Source organism: Alkalihalobacillus sp. FSL W8-0930, assembly GCA_037965595.1.
Classification (GTDB): Bacteria; Bacillota; Bacilli; order Bacillales; family Bacillaceae_D; genus Alkalicoccobacillus.
The window spans coordinates 3,484,743-3,500,960 of record CP150183.1; the positions used below are offsets into that span (position 1 = coordinate 3,484,743).

The 16,218-nt window shown below is 42.1% G+C and carries 11 protein-coding genes; 3 read left to right on the plus strand and 8 right to left on the minus strand.

Going from position 1 to position 16,218, the window contains the following annotated elements; all coding sequences use genetic code 11:
• Positions 1–204: 204 nt before the first annotated feature.
• Positions 205–822 carry a nicotinate (nicotinamide) nucleotide adenylyltransferase gene (gene nadD / locus NSQ54_18130; protein ID WYP26223.1) on the minus strand — a complete coding sequence of 206 codons (618 nt, stop codon included), beginning with the start codon at positions 820–822 and terminating at the stop codon, positions 205–207.
• A gap of 18 nt (positions 823–840) precedes the next feature.
• Entirely contained in the window at positions 841–2,511 is a 1,671-nt protein-coding gene (locus NSQ54_18135; GenBank protein WYP26224.1) for a nicotinate phosphoribosyltransferase, read from the minus strand.
• 375 nt (positions 2,512–2,886) lie between these two features.
• Here NSQ54_18135 and sinI point away from each other — a divergent pair, with 375 nt between their 5' ends.
• Complete coding sequence (sinI, locus tag NSQ54_18140; protein ID WYP26225.1) at positions 2,887–3,222, plus strand: DNA-binding anti-repressor SinI; 336 nt, start codon at positions 2,887–2,889, stop codon at positions 3,220–3,222.
• Positions 3,223–3,303: 81 nt separating this feature from the next.
• On the opposite strand, the gene NSQ54_18145 is transcribed toward sinI, so the two are convergent.
• Complete coding sequence (locus tag NSQ54_18145; protein WYP26226.1) at positions 3,304–4,503, minus strand: ornithine--oxo-acid transaminase; 1,200 nt, start codon at positions 4,501–4,503, stop codon at positions 3,304–3,306.
• A 156-nt stretch (positions 4,504–4,659) separates the two neighbouring features.
• Between NSQ54_18145 and NSQ54_18150 the strand changes: the two genes are divergently transcribed.
• Positions 4,660–5,880, plus strand: coding sequence for an MFS transporter (locus tag NSQ54_18150; GenBank protein WYP26227.1), 1,221 nt, complete (start codon positions 4,660–4,662; stop codon positions 5,878–5,880).
• A gap of 248 nt (positions 5,881–6,128) precedes the next feature.
• Here NSQ54_18150 and NSQ54_18155 read toward each other — a convergent pair whose 3' ends face one another.
• The 4 genes from NSQ54_18155 to NSQ54_18170 form a co-directional block, all read right to left on the minus strand.
• Positions 6,129–7,547 carry an anion permease gene (locus tag NSQ54_18155; protein ID WYP26228.1) on the minus strand — a complete coding sequence of 473 codons (1,419 nt, stop codon included), beginning with the start codon at positions 7,545–7,547 and terminating at the stop codon, positions 6,129–6,131.
• A 330-nt stretch (positions 7,548–7,877) separates the two neighbouring features.
• Positions 7,878–9,224 (minus strand): IS4 family transposase, encoded by a 1,347-nt coding sequence (locus NSQ54_18160; protein WYP26229.1) that lies wholly within the window; start codon positions 9,222–9,224, stop codon positions 7,878–7,880.
• A 285-nt stretch (positions 9,225–9,509) separates the two neighbouring features.
• Entirely contained in the window at positions 9,510–10,154 is a 645-nt protein-coding gene (locus NSQ54_18165; GenBank protein ID WYP26230.1) for a DAK2 domain-containing protein, read from the minus strand.
• A 140-nt stretch (positions 10,155–10,294) separates the two neighbouring features.
• A complete protein-coding gene (locus tag NSQ54_18170; protein WYP26231.1) occupies positions 10,295–12,688 on the minus strand; it encodes an EAL domain-containing protein in 2,394 nt (797 codons plus the stop codon).
• A gap of 235 nt (positions 12,689–12,923) precedes the next feature.
• On the opposite strand from NSQ54_18170, the gene NSQ54_18175 reads away from it, so the two are divergent.
• Positions 12,924–13,940: an acyltransferase family protein gene (locus tag NSQ54_18175; GenBank protein WYP26232.1), complete on the plus strand. Its 1,017-nt coding sequence runs from the start codon at positions 12,924–12,926 to the stop codon at positions 13,938–13,940.
• 284 nt (positions 13,941–14,224) lie between these two features.
• Here the strand turns inward: NSQ54_18175 and NSQ54_18180 are convergent, their stop codons facing one another.
• Positions 14,225–16,165, minus strand: a complete 1,941-nt coding sequence (locus tag NSQ54_18180) for an LTA synthase family protein (protein WYP26233.1) — start codon at positions 16,163–16,165, stop codon at positions 14,225–14,227.
• Between the last annotated feature and the right edge of the window lie 53 nt (positions 16,166–16,218).

Below are 16,218 nucleotides of genomic sequence, written 5' to 3' on the forward strand. Positions count from 1 at the left end.
ATGATAGCAAGAGATATACTGTTCCTGCAGACACTTAGCGGACGAGATGGCAGGCCGACTCCGAAGGGAGGAAAGGACAGGGTTGAAATACACTGGTGCAGCCAGTTTAGTTCAACGCCCGCCCGGCGAGACTTGCCAGCCATCTCGGGAGCGATTCTTCAAATAAAATTGTTCTTCAAATTAAGAGGCTTCACCTATATCACCCTACTCACTATCCTGATACAACCCGTGCCGCATGATATATTGATAGCAGCTTTCTGGTAGAAGATATCTTGGTTCTCCGCCACGACTAAATTCTTGGCGAATGTAGGTAGAGCTAATTTCCATAGCGAGTCCTTTATCAACAAGATGGAACCGGCCATCGTCTGCGTTTCTAAGTAAGGGCGAAGCTGAGATGGTTTTTAGCATATCAATTCCATCACGTGCCATCACAATAAATTGATGCTCTTCCACTAGCTTTTCACCCTTTACCCAACTTCCATTACCAATGTCTACGAGAATATCAGCGCCCATCACAAAGTATAGTTCATCATTTGGATATTGTTTCTTTAACCGTTGCATCGTGTAGTATGTGTACTGCTGACCGATTGGCGCATTCATTTCTTCTGTAGACAGCTCAAATCTCGGGTCATCGGCAATAGCCAAATTCACCATCTGCGTTCGATGCTCGTCACCACCTTGAAGACTTTTATCACGTCGTTCCTTTGCTGATGGTAGAAACAAGATCTTATCAAGCTTTTTTCGGTGACAAATCGTTGAAGCTGTCCAAAGATGTACATTAGTGATTGGGTCAAATGATGAACCATATACTCCGATTTTCAAGGGTTCCACCTCATGAGTTTATTTAGTATTTTTTGCCTGAATCATTTGTTCTTTAAGCTCCCGCAGTTCATCTGAGAGGACTACTGGGTATACCTCAGGAACCTCTAAGCGTAGATACTCTTCCCAAAACGTTGCTTTACTTGATTGATGATAGTCACGAATTTGTGGAAGGGTTGGCTTCGTGTATACTAATTCACCATTTTCAAAGATTTTCTTATGTAGCTCCTCGAAGGTGAAGTGTCGAATCACCTTTGACTTCAACGGGTTTGTTGGATGCTTTAAAACAATCTCGTCTTTGCCTTCTAGCGATTCGTGCGCCAGGCAAATGTAATCTCCCTTTGCCATGTGGTTATGATCATATAATCGATACACCTTTTTACGACCGGGGTTTAACACTTTATCAATGCTTTCAGAGATCTTAATTAACGAAATCCAATCATCCTGTTCATAGGAGGTGCCATCCTCTTTTTCTTCGTGCTGAAATGGACTTCTGGCAACGATTTTATGAACGCCTCCAAGTGCCGGGTGATCATAAGCCGTGATGAATTTGGTGCCGACTCCCCATATATCGATTTGGGCACCTTGCTGCTTTAACGAGGCAATGGTTGCTTCATCCAAGTCATTTGTTGCTGAAATTTTTATATAATCGAGGCCTTCCTCGTCTAAACGCTTGCGCACTTTCTTAGACAGGTAAGCCAAGTCACCACTATCTAATCGCACGGCTACAAGACGTTGGCCTCGCTGTTCCATTTCCTTAGCAATTCGAATGGCATTAGGAAGACCGCTCTCCAGTGTATTCGTCGTATCGAGTAACAGAATGACTTTCTCAGGAAATGTATCTGCATATGATTTAAACGCCTCGTACTCGTTTTCATGGAACATAATATAGACATGCGCCATGGTACCCGTAATAGGAAGATCAAATGCCTTTCCAGCTTTCACGTTGCTTGTCGCATCAAACCCAGCGATATAAGCCATTTTCGCCCCATAGACACTTGAATCTCTTCCTTGTGCACGTCTTTTTCCCATCTCAAGCAACACATCTCCGCCCGTTACTGTCACTAGTCGAGAACCCTTCGTCAGTAATAACGACTCAGAGTTAATCGTGTTCAGCAGCATCGCTTCAATCCAAATACATTCCCAAACGGGTGCTTCAATTCGAAGAGTTGGTGTATTAGGGAAAACCAGATTCCCCTCTTCAATCGAATAAAGATCTCCACTAAAGCGTAACGTACGCAATTCATCTAAAAAGGCTTCATCAAAAGCCTCAGGCTGTTGTCGCAAATAGTCAATATCCTGTTCATTAAAATAGAGATGATCAAGCATCGAAATTAGATGATCCAAACCACCAAATGCAACATAGCCACCTAATTCCCCCCGATAATCACCCACTCCACGAACAAAAGGAGGTTTGCGGTAAAAATCATCATAAACCACCTTATTTTTGTGGATATCCTGCTTCCATAACGCATACATCATTGTAATCGCATAATAATCTGCATCTAGCGCATAGTCCTCAGCAGGATTAAAAAACGGAACCACATTGTATTCATTCCCTGAACAGTTTAGACAAGAGGCTGTTCGTTCTTCTCCTTTTGAGAAGTGCGGATGTCCACACGCGGAACATACTTGAACAAAGCGAAATTCTTTAGGGTCAATAAAATCAAACAACGTTTTACCACGTACCATCAAACGTAACTCCTTCTTAAGACAAACCAATACTCCCAGTCTTGGCCCCTCTTTCTTCTCCCCTTATCTTAGCCCTCCCTCTTTGTGCTTGCAACGACTTTCTCTCTTAGAAACGTGACAGTAATTGTATAGATCTAAAGATTTTTTTAGCCTTTGTTCTTATTCGAATGAACGACGTTCGGTATATCGAACAATACTCATTCACCCCTAATTTACAACCATTTCGGGTAATAAAATCAAGTTGATGTTGGATTGGGAAAACAATCGCGAAGACCCTGTCTTGTCAAGTGTTGAGTAAAATGTTCTGTTTACAGAACAAAACGGAGGCTGTTATAATAGCCACTAACATCAGACAGATAAGCGAGGGACTCACACATGATTGGAAAACAAGTGAAAAAATGCAGACTAGATCGAGGACTTTCCTTGTCAGAGTTAGCTGAAAATGCAGGGGTAGCAAAATCTTATTTAAGCTCCATCGAACGTAACATCCAATCAAATCCATCTATCCACTTTTTAGAGAAAATATCTCTCATTTTAAATGTTCCGATTGAGACGCTGCTCTACGGAAATGAAGCAACAAACGACTTAAATGGGTTGGACAAAGAATGGGTTCAGCTAGTTAAAAATGCGATCGAATCTGGAATTAGCAAGGAACAGTTTCGTGAGTTTATTGAATTTAATCGTTGGAAAAAAGAACAACTCCACCCGTAAGCATCGTACCGTCCCTTCGGAATTACTAATCCCCATTTTTCAAACAAAAAAAGGCCGAAAGATCGACCTTTTACTATCATTCTATTTCGCATGATTTAAAACCGAATAAAGCTTTTGGAATGCCCAGTCAAGTTCTTCCTCTGTAATAATGAGTGGTGGAGCCAGTCTAATGACATTCATATGTGTTTCTTTACAGAGCAATCCTTTTTCCTTTAATTTTTCACAATAAGGTCTGGCTGGCTCTGTTAATTCGATTCCGATAAATAGCCCTCTGCCTCTAATCTCTTTAATGATTGGATTCTGAATGGTCTTAAGCTTCTCCATCAAGTACTCTCCAAGCTCGAAGGACTTTTCAACAAGCTTTTCCTCTTGAAGAACATCTATTGCGGCTATGGCCACAGCACTAGCTAAAGGATTTCCGCCAAATGTGGATCCATGGGATCCTGGATCAAACACCCCAAGTACGTCTTTGCTGCCCACAACAGCGGAGATGGGCATCACTCCACCACCTAATGCTTTTCCTAATATATATAGGTCTGGCGAAACATCGGCCCAATTGCATGCAAAGAGTTTTCCCGATCGACCCAGTCCAGATTGAATTTCATCCGCTATAAAGAGAACCTGATTGTTGTGGCAAAGCTCGGCAGCCTTCTTTAAATATCCATCAGGTGGAATGATGACTCCTGCTTCTCCTTGAATCGGTTCAACTAGAAAAGCTGCCGTATGTTCAGTAATTGCTTCTTTTAACGCGTCAGCATCACCATATGGGACGACCTTAATGCCAGGTAGCATCGGTCCAAATCCCCTCTTATATTCATCATTTGAAGAAAGTGAAACAGCCGTCATCGTTCGACCGTGAAAGTTATCCTCACAAACAATGATTTCTGCTTGATCCTTCGCTACACCTTTGACATCGTACGCCCATCTTCGTGCAGCCTTAATAGCTGTTTCCACTGCTTCTGCACCTGTATTCATTGGAAGAACCATCTCGCAGCCTGAAAGCTCTGCTACCTTTGAATAAAAGGCACCTAATTGGTCATTATGAAACGCTCGTGAAGTTAACGTGATCTTCTCTGCTTGCTCCTTTAATGCTTGAACGATTTTCGGATGACAGTGACCATGATTCATCGCAGAATATGCACTTAGCATATCCATGTATTTGTTTCCCTCAGGATCACGTACCCATACGCCTTTTCCCTCTGAAAGCACCACCGGAAGTGGATGATAATTCTTTGCACCAAATTGTTCAGTCTGGTTTATAACATCCTGTGATCGAGTCATCGTAAACCCCTCCTTGAACTGATTGGTCCTACCCTTTTATTGTATGTCTCAAAAAGCCTTTCAGGCAACCTTCTTGCAAGCGCTATCAACATATATTAGGTTTAATAAGGGTAGATAGAGAAGAGCATCTAAGGTATACCTCGGGAGGACTAGTTTATGGAAGCCATTCAGAAAAAAAGTATGACTATCACAATTGGGGATCATGTTTTGTTTTTATCGACGGTGTTTTGCTTTTGGTTTGCTACATATATTTACGTACCAACGTTTAGTTTGTATCTAGAAACAAAGCAATTTACATATTCTGCGATCGGGATTATTTTGGGAAGCTATGGTGTGACACAGGTCCTGTTACGGTTTCCTTTAGGCATCCTTTCAGACATACTTCATCGCCTTAGAAAACAACTTTATATCGGGGGATTTGCTGTTGCAATCATTAGTGGACTGTTGCTCGTTTGGTTTGATTCGTTTTTAGCCATTTTTATCGCTCGTCTGCTCGCTGGAATAACGGCATCGATGTGGGTCATGGCAACAATTCTTTATGCTCAATATTTTGACCGGACGCAATCCTCCCGGGCAATGGGCACTCTACAATTTCTCACGGTTATGCCTCAGTTTGTGAGTATGGCGCTCGCTGGTCTAATTGTTCAATCCTTTGGTTGGACGTTGCCCTTTTGGATTGCTGTTCTAGCCTCAGCAGTTGGACTCATTTTGTCCTGCTGGATAAAGGTTGTTCCACAAGAAAGCACTCAACAAAGCACGCGTAAATCATATAAGAGTTACGTGATGGCAACGATTCGGGTTCCAACGCTTTTTGCGATCACTGGTTTATCTATGATCGGGCATGGCATTCTCTTTATCACCATATTTGGATTCACTCCATTGTATGCAGCTACAATTGGAATTGATGAAGGGACACTTGTCTGGCTTGTGATGGCGTTTTTTATTCCACATGCCATTGCTTCCTTGAGCCTTGCCTTTCTACCGTTACAAGAGCGACACACTAAACTCATTCTTCTTATTTGTCTAATTGCTACAGTGGTTTCCCTTGTTCTGATTCCATTGACAGAGTCCCTTACAAGCTTAAGTGTCGTCCATGGTCTTCTGGGTCTGGCACTAGGATTGTTTTTCCCTTTATTACTTGGGAAAATTGCCAGCTTACCTGTGGATTCATTACGAACGTCAGTGATGGGATTTTATCAGTCCTTTTACGCGCTCGGAATCTTTTTAGGTCCGATCCTAGCAGGAGCCGTAGCTGAGTGGGTTGGATTATCAGCAATGTTCTGGGGTGGTGCCTTCCTTGCCTTGCTCGGGATTCCAATGCTCCTATACGCGAATCAGAGATCAATGGATAGCAAAGAAGACTGGGACATAACATGAATGTAGCCAGTCAAACACGAATTTAGCAACAAATCGCTGCGGGAGAATCCCTCGCACCCGCCGTGGACGGCCTCAGCCCCTTCCGCGGAAGGGCACCGCTACTGTGTCTTCATCACGTCCTATTCCGTAGGAGTCTCAGGTTCTCCCTCCGCTCGTTTTGAAAAAAAACGAATGGCGGATGATTCCGAAATCGAATCATCCGCCATTTTCTAATTGATGTTTGGTTAGTTCTCAATCTCTCTTCCTTCTTACCACAATCCTAGAACCTTCCACCAAAGCCCGCCAATTCCGAGCCAAACAACAATATGGATGATCGAAATCAGAAAGCCGAGTGACCACCATTTTTGTTGGGTCACATATCCTGCACCAAAGAAGGCAGGAGCAGGTCCACTTCCATAATGAGTCGTGCAACCGAAGAGGTTACTGAAGAAACCAAGGAGTAATGCGGAAAGAACAGGGGGCGCTCCAGCTGCCACGATGACCGATAGGAAGGCAGCATACATTGCACTCACATGAGCCGTATTACTTGCAAAGAAGTAGTGGGAATAGAAGTAAACCACCGCTAATATGACAAGCGTGTACGTCCACCCAAGTCCTTGAACAGCTCCTTGCATTAGGTCACTAAACCAAGGAATCATGCCTAAGCTATTTAAATACTCAGCCATCATAACAAGGACAGAGAACCAAACCAGTGTATCCCAGGCTCCCTCTTCTTTCTTTATATCCGACCAAGACAAAACCTGTGTAACCAGTAAAATAACAAGCCCGATGAACGCTGCAACGGTTGCATCGATTCCGAAGCTCCCTCCTGCAATCCAAAGAACAAGTAAAACGATAAAGACGGCAATCATAAACCATTCTTCTCGCTTAATCGCTCCCATTTCCTTTAACTTTTCAACAGCCATTTTTGGTGCTTCTGGTGTTTCCTTCACCTCTGGCGGATAAAGCTTATAGATGATAAAAGGTATGATAAGCAAACTAAGCAAACCAGGTACAAGCGCGGCCAACATCCACCCCGTCCACGTAATTTCAGTACCTGTAATATTCGCAGCAATTTGAGCCGCAAGTGGATTCGCAGCCATTGCGGTTAAAAACATGGCAGATGTAATCATATCTCCCTGGAAGGATGCCTTGATCAGAAAGGATCCTACTTTTCGCTCGGTTCCATCCTCAACTCTTGAGCCGTATGCTTCAGATAGTGAGCGAATAATTGGCATAATGATTCCACCTGCCCTCGCCGTATTGGACGGCATTGCTGGCGATAACATGAGATCACTGGCAATCAATGAATAAGAAAGACCCAGCGTTCGTTTCCCGAACATCCGGACAAATACATAAGCAATTCTGGCACCAAGCCCCGTTTTGATGAATCCTCTTGAAATAAAGAAGGCGATCACAATGAGCCAAATCGTTTTGTTTTGAAACCCACTTAATGCTTCTCCAATTTCAAGTGTTCGGGTGAGGACAACGGCTGATAAGCCTATAATCGCTACACTTCCCATAGGCATCGGTTTGATAATAAGTCCAATGATTGTTGCGACAAAAATAGAGAATAGCTGCCATGCTTGCTGATCCAGACCTTGTGGGGCAGGAATAAACCAAAGAATGATTCCAATGGTCAGCGTAATGGCTAGCTGTGTATATCTTACTTCTGGTGTTTTCTTCATCTTTTCACTCCGTTATGTACCGTGTAATCGGACAAACTATATCACGTATTAGTGTGTGATAAAAGCTGAACACCATACCTTAGCCCCTTTTTTAAGTTAAAAAAATAATGAACGAACGCAATCGTAAAGTTGAATAAATGGTTAACTGATATAAAATGCCGCTACGGGATAACACTCGCTTTCCACGGGTACGGCCCATAGCCGTCAAGTTAAGAAAGGAAAAAGAAAGAGCTCATCCTTTCTCTTGTAGTGGATCTAGTATTTTCCATCAGGGTACGTATGGGTAGATTGGCTCTTTTTCTATTTTTTTTTGCACCGGATTCTACCGTTTTACTCCACACGCGCATGTGTTTCATAGGCGATCTGTAAGATGTCATAGGGACTTTGATGGCGGTGGCGATGGTCTTTTCGTCCATGTCGGTAAATGCTCTCGTAGATATTTTCTAGAACGTCTTCTAATGAAGAACGATGATAGAGAGCGTATCCTTTTGACTCTTCTATAGCCCTTTTGGCATGATGGATACACTTGTATTCACTGCCTTCGAGGTGGTGCTTTTGATGAAGATAGAACCGGCATTGAAACGCCACCATCGAGGAAAGCAGAATGTGTATAAGTTTCCCATACATGTGGCAGAGAAACCGATCTGGATTCATCGCGCGCACGTGATCAATGGCGAAAAGGGATTTCCACGTTTTGAAAAGAATCTCGACTTGCCAGCGTAAGGAATACATCGGATACAATGCTTGCACATCCATTTCTTCCTGTGTTAGGTTAGTGGCAAGGATTTGGGTATGATCCTTTTTGTCGGCGGATTGGGTATGACCCCCTTTCCGTCTTCTTTTTCGTAAACCGGCTTTCCTCTTGTTTTGTTGATCCTCTGTCAATCGTTGCACGATGACACGGGTTTGAAGGGTGTTCTTTCCTTTGACCCCTAATTGGATGACCCCATAATCTTTGATCGCTCCCGGTTCTAGCTGCTTCGCATCTTCTTCTGGTTTGATTTGGATTCGTTCCCCTTGATCATCTCTAGTCCAATAGGTCATATTGGCCGGCGTCCGCGTGATATAAGAAGCGCCTGCACGATCGATTTGTTTCAAATGGTCGCCAGAAAAGTAGCCGAGATCACGGATGATCAAATCACCTGGTTGAATCGTATCGGCTAATGCATAGGCGGCGTGATGGTCACTTTCTCTTGAACCGGAAAGTAAGGTATGCAAAAATTTCCCCTCATATAGCTCATACTCTAAATGAATTTTCGCTCCATCTGAAGAAGTACCATCTTTCTTTGGTCGTTCAAATGAAGTCGCATCTAAGATGCGGATCCGAGAAAACGGGGTCTCAGGAAGAGGTGGCATGGCCATCAACTCTTGTTTGGCCGCCAATTGAAAAAACACATGCTTCAAAAAAGCCGCTCCTTTTTCATCGAAGCGTTGATGTAAGGCTTGTTTGGAAAGGTGGGTATTGGATTCACGTGAAAGAGCCCCGCAAAGCTGTGTTAACTCTGTCGCACCGACGGGTTGAGGAAGAAAGGAACAAATACTTAGGAAATCCTCAGGTTTTAATTTCTTTAGACGCTGTACAAACCCAACATCTCGGGCAGATTGGCGAAGGTTCGGTACAGATAAAACGTCCAACACGGTTTTCGCAAACGTACTGAACTCCTCTTTTAAAGACACAAACGATCCCTCCCTAGGACTGGTTAAACCCCCATCCTAACGAAGAATCGTCTATAGTTAAACCGATTTTACTTAACTTGACGGCTATGGGGTACGGCCTCAGCCCCTTCCGCGGAACGACCACCGCTACAGTGTCTTCACCACGTACGGTGCCGTAGGAGTCTCATATTATCCCTCCGCTTATTCCTTAAAAACATTAAAAAACAAATGATTCGTCAACTGAATCATTTGTTTTTCATTACCCGTAGTCTATTCAGTTTGCACCAACCTCTATTAAATGCTTACTTAGGATGTTTGTTGGATCGGTTCATTCGCTACTGCCTCACTTAATACGTGAGTTAACGCGTCAAACAGATAATAGCTTGAAACAGTTCCGGGGTCTAAGAATCCAACGGAATCTGAACCGTATTCGGCGGCCTTCCCTTTTTGGGCTAATAGGTACTTGGACGCTTTTAATACCGTTTTTGCTTTATCTTCAAAATTGATTGATGACAAGGTGGTTTCTCTTTCTGTCAGCTCAGCGATTGCTTCCCACACATCCACTAATGTCTTGTCTCCGCGTTTGGCCTGGCCCACTTCTTTCATCTTTTCAACAGCAGCACGCATCGCTTGACTAAACTCATCCAACGAGGCTTCGCTTCCATGAAATGATAAGGCCATCTCTTTGAAAGCGACACCATATAAATGAACAGCAGAGGACCCTTTTTCTTTCATTAACACGTCTCCTGTGTATTCAAAAACCTCACGTAAGGTCATGAACGATGATGCTCTAAGAGGAGTAATCTGTTCAAATGCACGTACGACATGCTCTCCGTGATCCCCATCTCCAACATCTTGATCTATAAGTGAAAGGTACTCTCTAACGGATGCCAGATCCTTTTTTGCTTGTTCAATCCATGATGTTGCCAGTTCTATTGTAAAGACGTTCATGTAAATCACTCCTTCAGTTTATGAATGATGACTTTGTATCTGTGTATACCCTCGTCTCACTGAAAGAAACCCACTCCTACAAAAACAGAAAAAACGAACACATATATATCATGTGTTCGCCCGAAAATGCCTGTTTGTATTTAACTCACGGCTGTCTTCATATACAACGCCTCAATTTGGTCAGTCGGAAGTGGTCTGCTGTAATAGAATCCTTGTATCTCCATCAGGTCATTCATTTTTAAATAATCAAGCTGATCCTTTGTTTCAATGCCCTCCGCTGTAACGTCCATCTTCAAATGCTTCGCCATTGAAATAATGGTAGAAACAATGGCCTTATCATGCTCACTTGTCAGGATTTCAGAGATAAAGGATCGATCAATTTTTAATCGATTAATGGGAAACTGTTTTAAATAGCTTAATGAACTATACCCTGTTCCGAAATCATCCAGGCTGATCTTCACACCTAATTCACTTAGCTTCTGAAGGGTTTGAGTAGATGTATTCACATCCATCATCATACTTTCAGTAATTTCTAATTCCAGAAACGTTGGCTCTAATTCTGTTTCGTGAAGAACGGACCGAACGTGCTCATCAAAATTTAATTGATGAAATTGCTGAGAGGAAATATTCACAGCTACCGGAATCTTTAATCCGCCCTCGTCCTGCCATTGCTTCATCTGCATGCACGCACGCTTTAATACCCAGGCACCGACGTCAAATATGAGTCCAGTTTCTTCAGCAACTGGCAAAAAAGCCGCTGGTGACAGCAATCCTCTTTGAGGGTGCTTCCACCTAACAAGTGCTTCCAACCCAAGAACCTTTGCCCCATCAATTGAGAACTTGGGTTGATAATATAAGACGAGCTCTTGATTAGCGATTCCTTTTCGCAAATCAGACTCCAGTGTAAGTTTTTCCTCAAGATGTTCATTTAACGCTTCTGAATAAATTTGATAGCCATTTTTCATATTTCTTTTTACCTCATATAGCGCAGTATCAGCATTTCGAAGCAACACATCAGCTTTTTTTCCATGCTGCGGATAGATGGCGATACCAAGGCTTGCGGAGATATAGAAATCATGCTCCTTTAAGTGAAAGGGCTTTTGAATGAGTGTCAGAATACGAGAAGCAAACGATTCCAGTGAGTGTCCCATCTCCTTTTTGTAGATAAGAACAAATTCATCGCCACCAAGCCTAGATAGGATAATGTCTTCTCCATCTATAAGCTTCGTTATCCGATTACTCACCTTCTGTAAAAACAAGTCTCCGTACATATGGCCTAAGGAGTCGTTAATCATTTTAAACCGATCAATATCAAGTGTAAGAACGGCAAACGAGTGGCTGTTTTTCTTACACTCATTTACAGCCTCTTCGATTAAATCATTAAATTTGCGACGATTAGGCAGTCCTGTCAGTTCATCATGATAAGCTAAATGTTTAATCTGCTTTTCATTCTGCTTCTGCATGGTGATGTCCTTCATCATAAGATGGGTTCCAACAACTTGTTGATCAGTCACAACAGGAACATGCATCAGAGTTAGATAGAGAACCTTTTGATCCGGACGGGTAAGCATGGTTTCATACTTTCTACGCCTGAACTGTTGAAATTCAAGGTGTGAACTCACATCGATGAACCCCATGTCACGAGCTTGTTTTTGCACGATGTGCGTGGCATCAATCCCCATCATTTTCTGTGCCGCGTCATTTACTTGTTGAATGGTTCCATCTGAGCTTACAGATATAATTCCATTCATATTATGTTCATACAGGGACCTGTACCAGCTCTCATGACGAGCAATGTCACTATCCTTCTCATTAAACCGCTTATGTAAAAAGATTCCTATAGTGGTTAGAGTAAGAGACAATAGTGTACCGACTGAGATCCAATACGTAAGTCCTCTAGGATTAATGAATCCCGAGCCCATTTCCTCTCCGTATTGAAACGAAGCAGCGGCCATTCCTGTATAGTGCATTCCCGTAATGGCAATAGCCATGACAAACCCACAACCAAGCTTAATGAGCAGAGAAAACCGATTTGTCCCACCAATTGATAGGAGAAGCCACAGAGCTGCGAACGATGCCAGCGCAGCTATAGCAATTGATAGAGCCACCACACCAAGATCATATGTAATCTCCAATGATATGGCAGCCATTCCGACATAATGCATTCCCGAGATCGCAGCAGCCATACATATGCCTCCTGCAAACAAAACGAAGGAATGCTTATCACCTCTTAAGCCGACAACTAATAAAGCAATTGCTGATGCACCAATGGCAAGTATTACCGACAGCAGAACAGTACCTACATGATAGTAAACTGGAACCGAAAAGGTATAGGCAAGCATTCCAATGAAATGCATCGACCAAATTCCCATTCCCATTGTCAGAGCCCCACCTACCAACCACAGGAACCGTTTAACGCCACTTCCATTTCGAATTCGCTCAGCCAAATCTAGAGCTGTATATGATGCAAATGTAGCAATAATAAATGATAAAAGAACAAGAGGTAGACTGTACGAACCATGAAAATGCTCCATTAGACGTTCTCCTTTACGTACCTAGAAACAATATGAAATCCACTTATAATAAATCGTCATTCTATTGTAATAATCAAGACGTTTAGATTGCAACTATAGACCTATTTTACCATATAATCTTGAAACACCTTGTATAATTTCTCATCATTCTATGTAATGGTTTTCAATTCTTCCATTAGAGGGTAGGCTATACTATATCTTTGACTTCCATCGCACTAGTAGAGGAGCCATATCTATGAACCAACGAGTAAAATGGATTGATGTAGCAAAAGGAATCGGTATTATACTGGTTGTTTTAAGTCACGCCCCAGTAAACGATACCTTAAAGAGCTTTTTGTTCGCGTTTCACATGCCCTTATTTTTTTATTTATCTGGTATTGTCTTTAAACCATCCTCTTTACCGATAGGTGCTTTTGTTTGGAAAAAAGCACGCGGATTACTTTTACCTTATTTTATCTTTTCATTTATTACGTACGTCTTCTGGTTTTATGTGACAAGGAACTTCCCATTTACCTCAGGCGATGATGTCGATCCCATCGTTCCATTTTCCGGGATCTTTATCTCAACACCCGTGGACTATCAGCTTACGTATAATCCAGCCATCTGGTTTTTAACATGTTTGTTTGTTGTAGAGCTACTCTATTATTTCACTCATCGAATCTGTCGAAATGAAAAATGGATCCCCTTTTTTCTAATTGTCTTTGGAGTATTGGGGTATGCGAGCTCAGTCTTTATCAGTGCAAATCAATTGCCCTGGAGTATCCTAGTATCATTAACTGCCGTTGTGTTCTATGGAATAGGCGCATTAACAAAACAGGTCTGGGAAGAGCCTACTTGGAGGAAAACCATTGTTTCTCTTGTTGTACTGTTCCTCATTACCTATGTAGCCCAACACTTTAATTCGGAAAGGGTAGATATGAGAGGCAATCTTTATGGGGAGAGCTGGTTCTTTTATCTAGGAGCGTTATCAGGTTCCATTGGGATCATTCTGCTTGCTCTGAAACTTCATCATCTAAAGGTTCTTTCTTTCCTAGGACAGTATTCAATCGTCATCTTACTCCTGCATTTTCCAGCTTTAAATCTCGTAAAGGCAAGTGTCTATTATGGGCTGAATCTTGAAATGAACGAAACGAACACATTACCTTGGACATTGTTTTATACCATCGTGACCTTGTTGTTGATGATTCCATGTATCATCGTCTTAAAGAGAGTACCTATATTACTTGGAAAGGCACGTCCTAAAAAAAGATAAAACAGAAAGAGGGCGGGACATAACTTTAATGTAGCGAGTGAAATTCGAATATAGCAAATAATCCGCTGCTGGAGAATCCCTCGCACCCGCCGTGAACGGCCTCAGCCCCTTTCGCGGAAAAGCGCCGCTTCAGTGTCTTCACCGCGTTCTGTTCCGTAGGAGTCTCGGGTTCTCCTTCCGCTTGTTCGAATAGATCACAAATGGCGAATGATTCTGCAATCGAATCATTCGCCATTTTTGAATTACTATTTAGTTATGATCCAGGCTCTTTTGCATTTTATTCTTTATTGTGGCGTTTCAGATGACTCGTTTACACCTTTTTCGCCATAGAAATAGTTGCTTGGATCTACTGGTTTAAATCCGTCCACATTATGGAAACGAAGGAGATCCTGGTATAACACTTCATCTGATAACTGAAGCTGCTCATCAACCTTTTCCTTTAAACGCTCGGTCTCAGGGTTCGCTTCGGCTTCTTCTCCAGTGTCAGTATGATATAGCGTTCCTTGTACATTTGTGTACTTAGGTGTCACGAAGCTCCCGTCACGGAACGCAATCGTTTCATCATGTTCATCTGAAAAAAGATCCGTACCAAACATTAAATACTTCTGTGCATCAATTCCCTGAAGATGAAGTAAGGTTGGCATGACATCAATTTCTCCACCATACGTGTGATTGACACCACCCTCTACTCCTGGTACACGAATCATAAGCGGCACGCGTTGATTTTGGGCATTTTGATATGGTGTAATATCCGTACCCAGTACCTCAGACATCGCTCGGTTATGGTTCTCTGAAATTCCCTGGTGATCTCCATAAATCATGATAATCGAATCATCATATAATCCAGATTCCTTTAATTCATCAAAAAACTCTTCAACCGCTTCATCTAAATAACGAGCCGTTTGGAAGTATCCATCAACAGTTTTGTCTCCTGTTGTCCCACGATCAAGTGTAGCGTCCTCTTCATCCAATATAAAAGGATAATGGTTCGTAAGTGAGATCAAATGTGAATAAAAAGGTTGATCTAAGGACTCAAGCATTGGAATGGATTCCTCAAAGAAGGGTTTATCCTTTAATCCAAGATTCACAACCGTTTCATCTTCCATTGAATAGGAGCTTGCATCAAAGAAATGATCGATTCCAAACTGTTTATAAATTTGATCCCGATTCCAGAATGATTTGTAATCACCATGTAGAACGGCACTCGTATATCCCGCTTCCTGATTTAAGACCGCCGGAAGTGATTGATACGTATTCTGTCCCTTGGTTACAAAAGCCGACCCAGTAGGCAAGCCAAACATACTGTTATCAAGTGTTAGCTCTGCATCAGCTGTTTTGCCTTGACCTGTCTGATGGAAGAAGTTATCAAAGTACGTCATATCCTCCGAACCATGAGCGAGACTGTTTAAGAAAGGTGTAACCTCTTCCCCGTCTAACTCATAATCAAGCAGGAACGACTGAAAACTCTCTAAGTGGATTTTAATAATGTTTTTCCCCTTACCTGCTCCATACAGTTCTTCGTTTGGTTCAGCATAATGAGACGTTGTATAATGCTTTGCATTCGTTAGGTCATCACTACTTGCATAGGCTCTTTGAGACTCCATCTGCGCCGTTTGAATGCCATCATAAACGGTGTAGTTGTATAATCCAAGATACTTAACAATATAATTACGATCAAACGTCCTCGTTAATAGCTGTGGACGATCAATCTCAGCAAGCGTTAAATTCACTGTGAAAATAGCGATTCCTGTGATAATGGCAGTTGATGCAAGACTTTTTCTAAACTTTATTTCTTTAAATGCTTTGTTTTGAATTAACACAAATAAAAGGATAGCTAAGTCAACAAAATAAAGAAAATCATGACCATACATCGTCGAGAAAATACCTTCAGTCATGTTGCTCACGTTATCTGTCTGCATTAAGTTCGGTAACGTAAGAAAATCATCAAAGAAACGGTAAAACATAATATTTGCGTACAACACAATCGTCATGAGTGTACTGAATATCAAAATCCACCAGCCTGCACGTCTTCCTTTGGCAAATAACGCTAAACCAAACAGAATGATCGCAGCACTTAGTGGATTAATAAAAAGTAAAAATTCCTGCATCGTCCCTTTTACACCTAGGTTAAATTCAACCTTGTAAGAGACATATGTCTTGATCCAAAGAAAAACGAGAGCAAGCAGAAAAAAGCCCTCTTTACTGCCTAATCTTCTTTTGTTCATTTTCAATCTCTTCTTTCTAAACAAATTCATGAGCTTTATTTTAGGGCGAAGCG

What these genes read in the sequence shown, in the direction of transcription:
- NSQ54_18135 (WYP26224.1), bottom strand. Translation starts at nt 2,511, where the DNA reads ATGGTACGTGGTAAAACGTTGTTTGATTTTATTGACCCTAAAGAATTT.
- sinI (WYP26225.1), top strand. Translation starts at nt 2,887, where the DNA reads ATGATTGGAAAACAAGTGAAAAAATGCAGACTAGATCGAGGACTTTCC.
- NSQ54_18145 (WYP26226.1), bottom strand. Translation starts at nt 4,503, where the DNA reads ATGACTCGATCACAGGATGTTATAAACCAGACTGAACAATTTGGTGCA.
- NSQ54_18150 (WYP26227.1), top strand. Translation starts at nt 4,660, where the DNA reads ATGGAAGCCATTCAGAAAAAAAGTATGACTATCACAATTGGGGATCAT.
- NSQ54_18155 (WYP26228.1), bottom strand. Translation starts at nt 7,547, where the DNA reads ATGAAGAAAACACCAGAAGTAAGATATACACAGCTAGCCATTACGCTG.
- NSQ54_18165 (WYP26230.1), bottom strand. Translation starts at nt 10,154, where the DNA reads ATGAACGTCTTTACAATAGAACTGGCAACATCATGGATTGAACAAGCA.
- NSQ54_18170 (WYP26231.1), bottom strand. Translation starts at nt 12,688, where the DNA reads ATGGAGCATTTTCATGGTTCGTACAGTCTACCTCTTGTTCTTTTATCA.
- NSQ54_18175 (WYP26232.1), top strand. Translation starts at nt 12,924, where the DNA reads ATGAACCAACGAGTAAAATGGATTGATGTAGCAAAAGGAATCGGTATT.
- NSQ54_18180 (WYP26233.1), bottom strand. Translation starts at nt 16,165, where the DNA reads ATGAACAAAAGAAGATTAGGCAGTAAAGAGGGCTTTTTTCTGCTTGCT.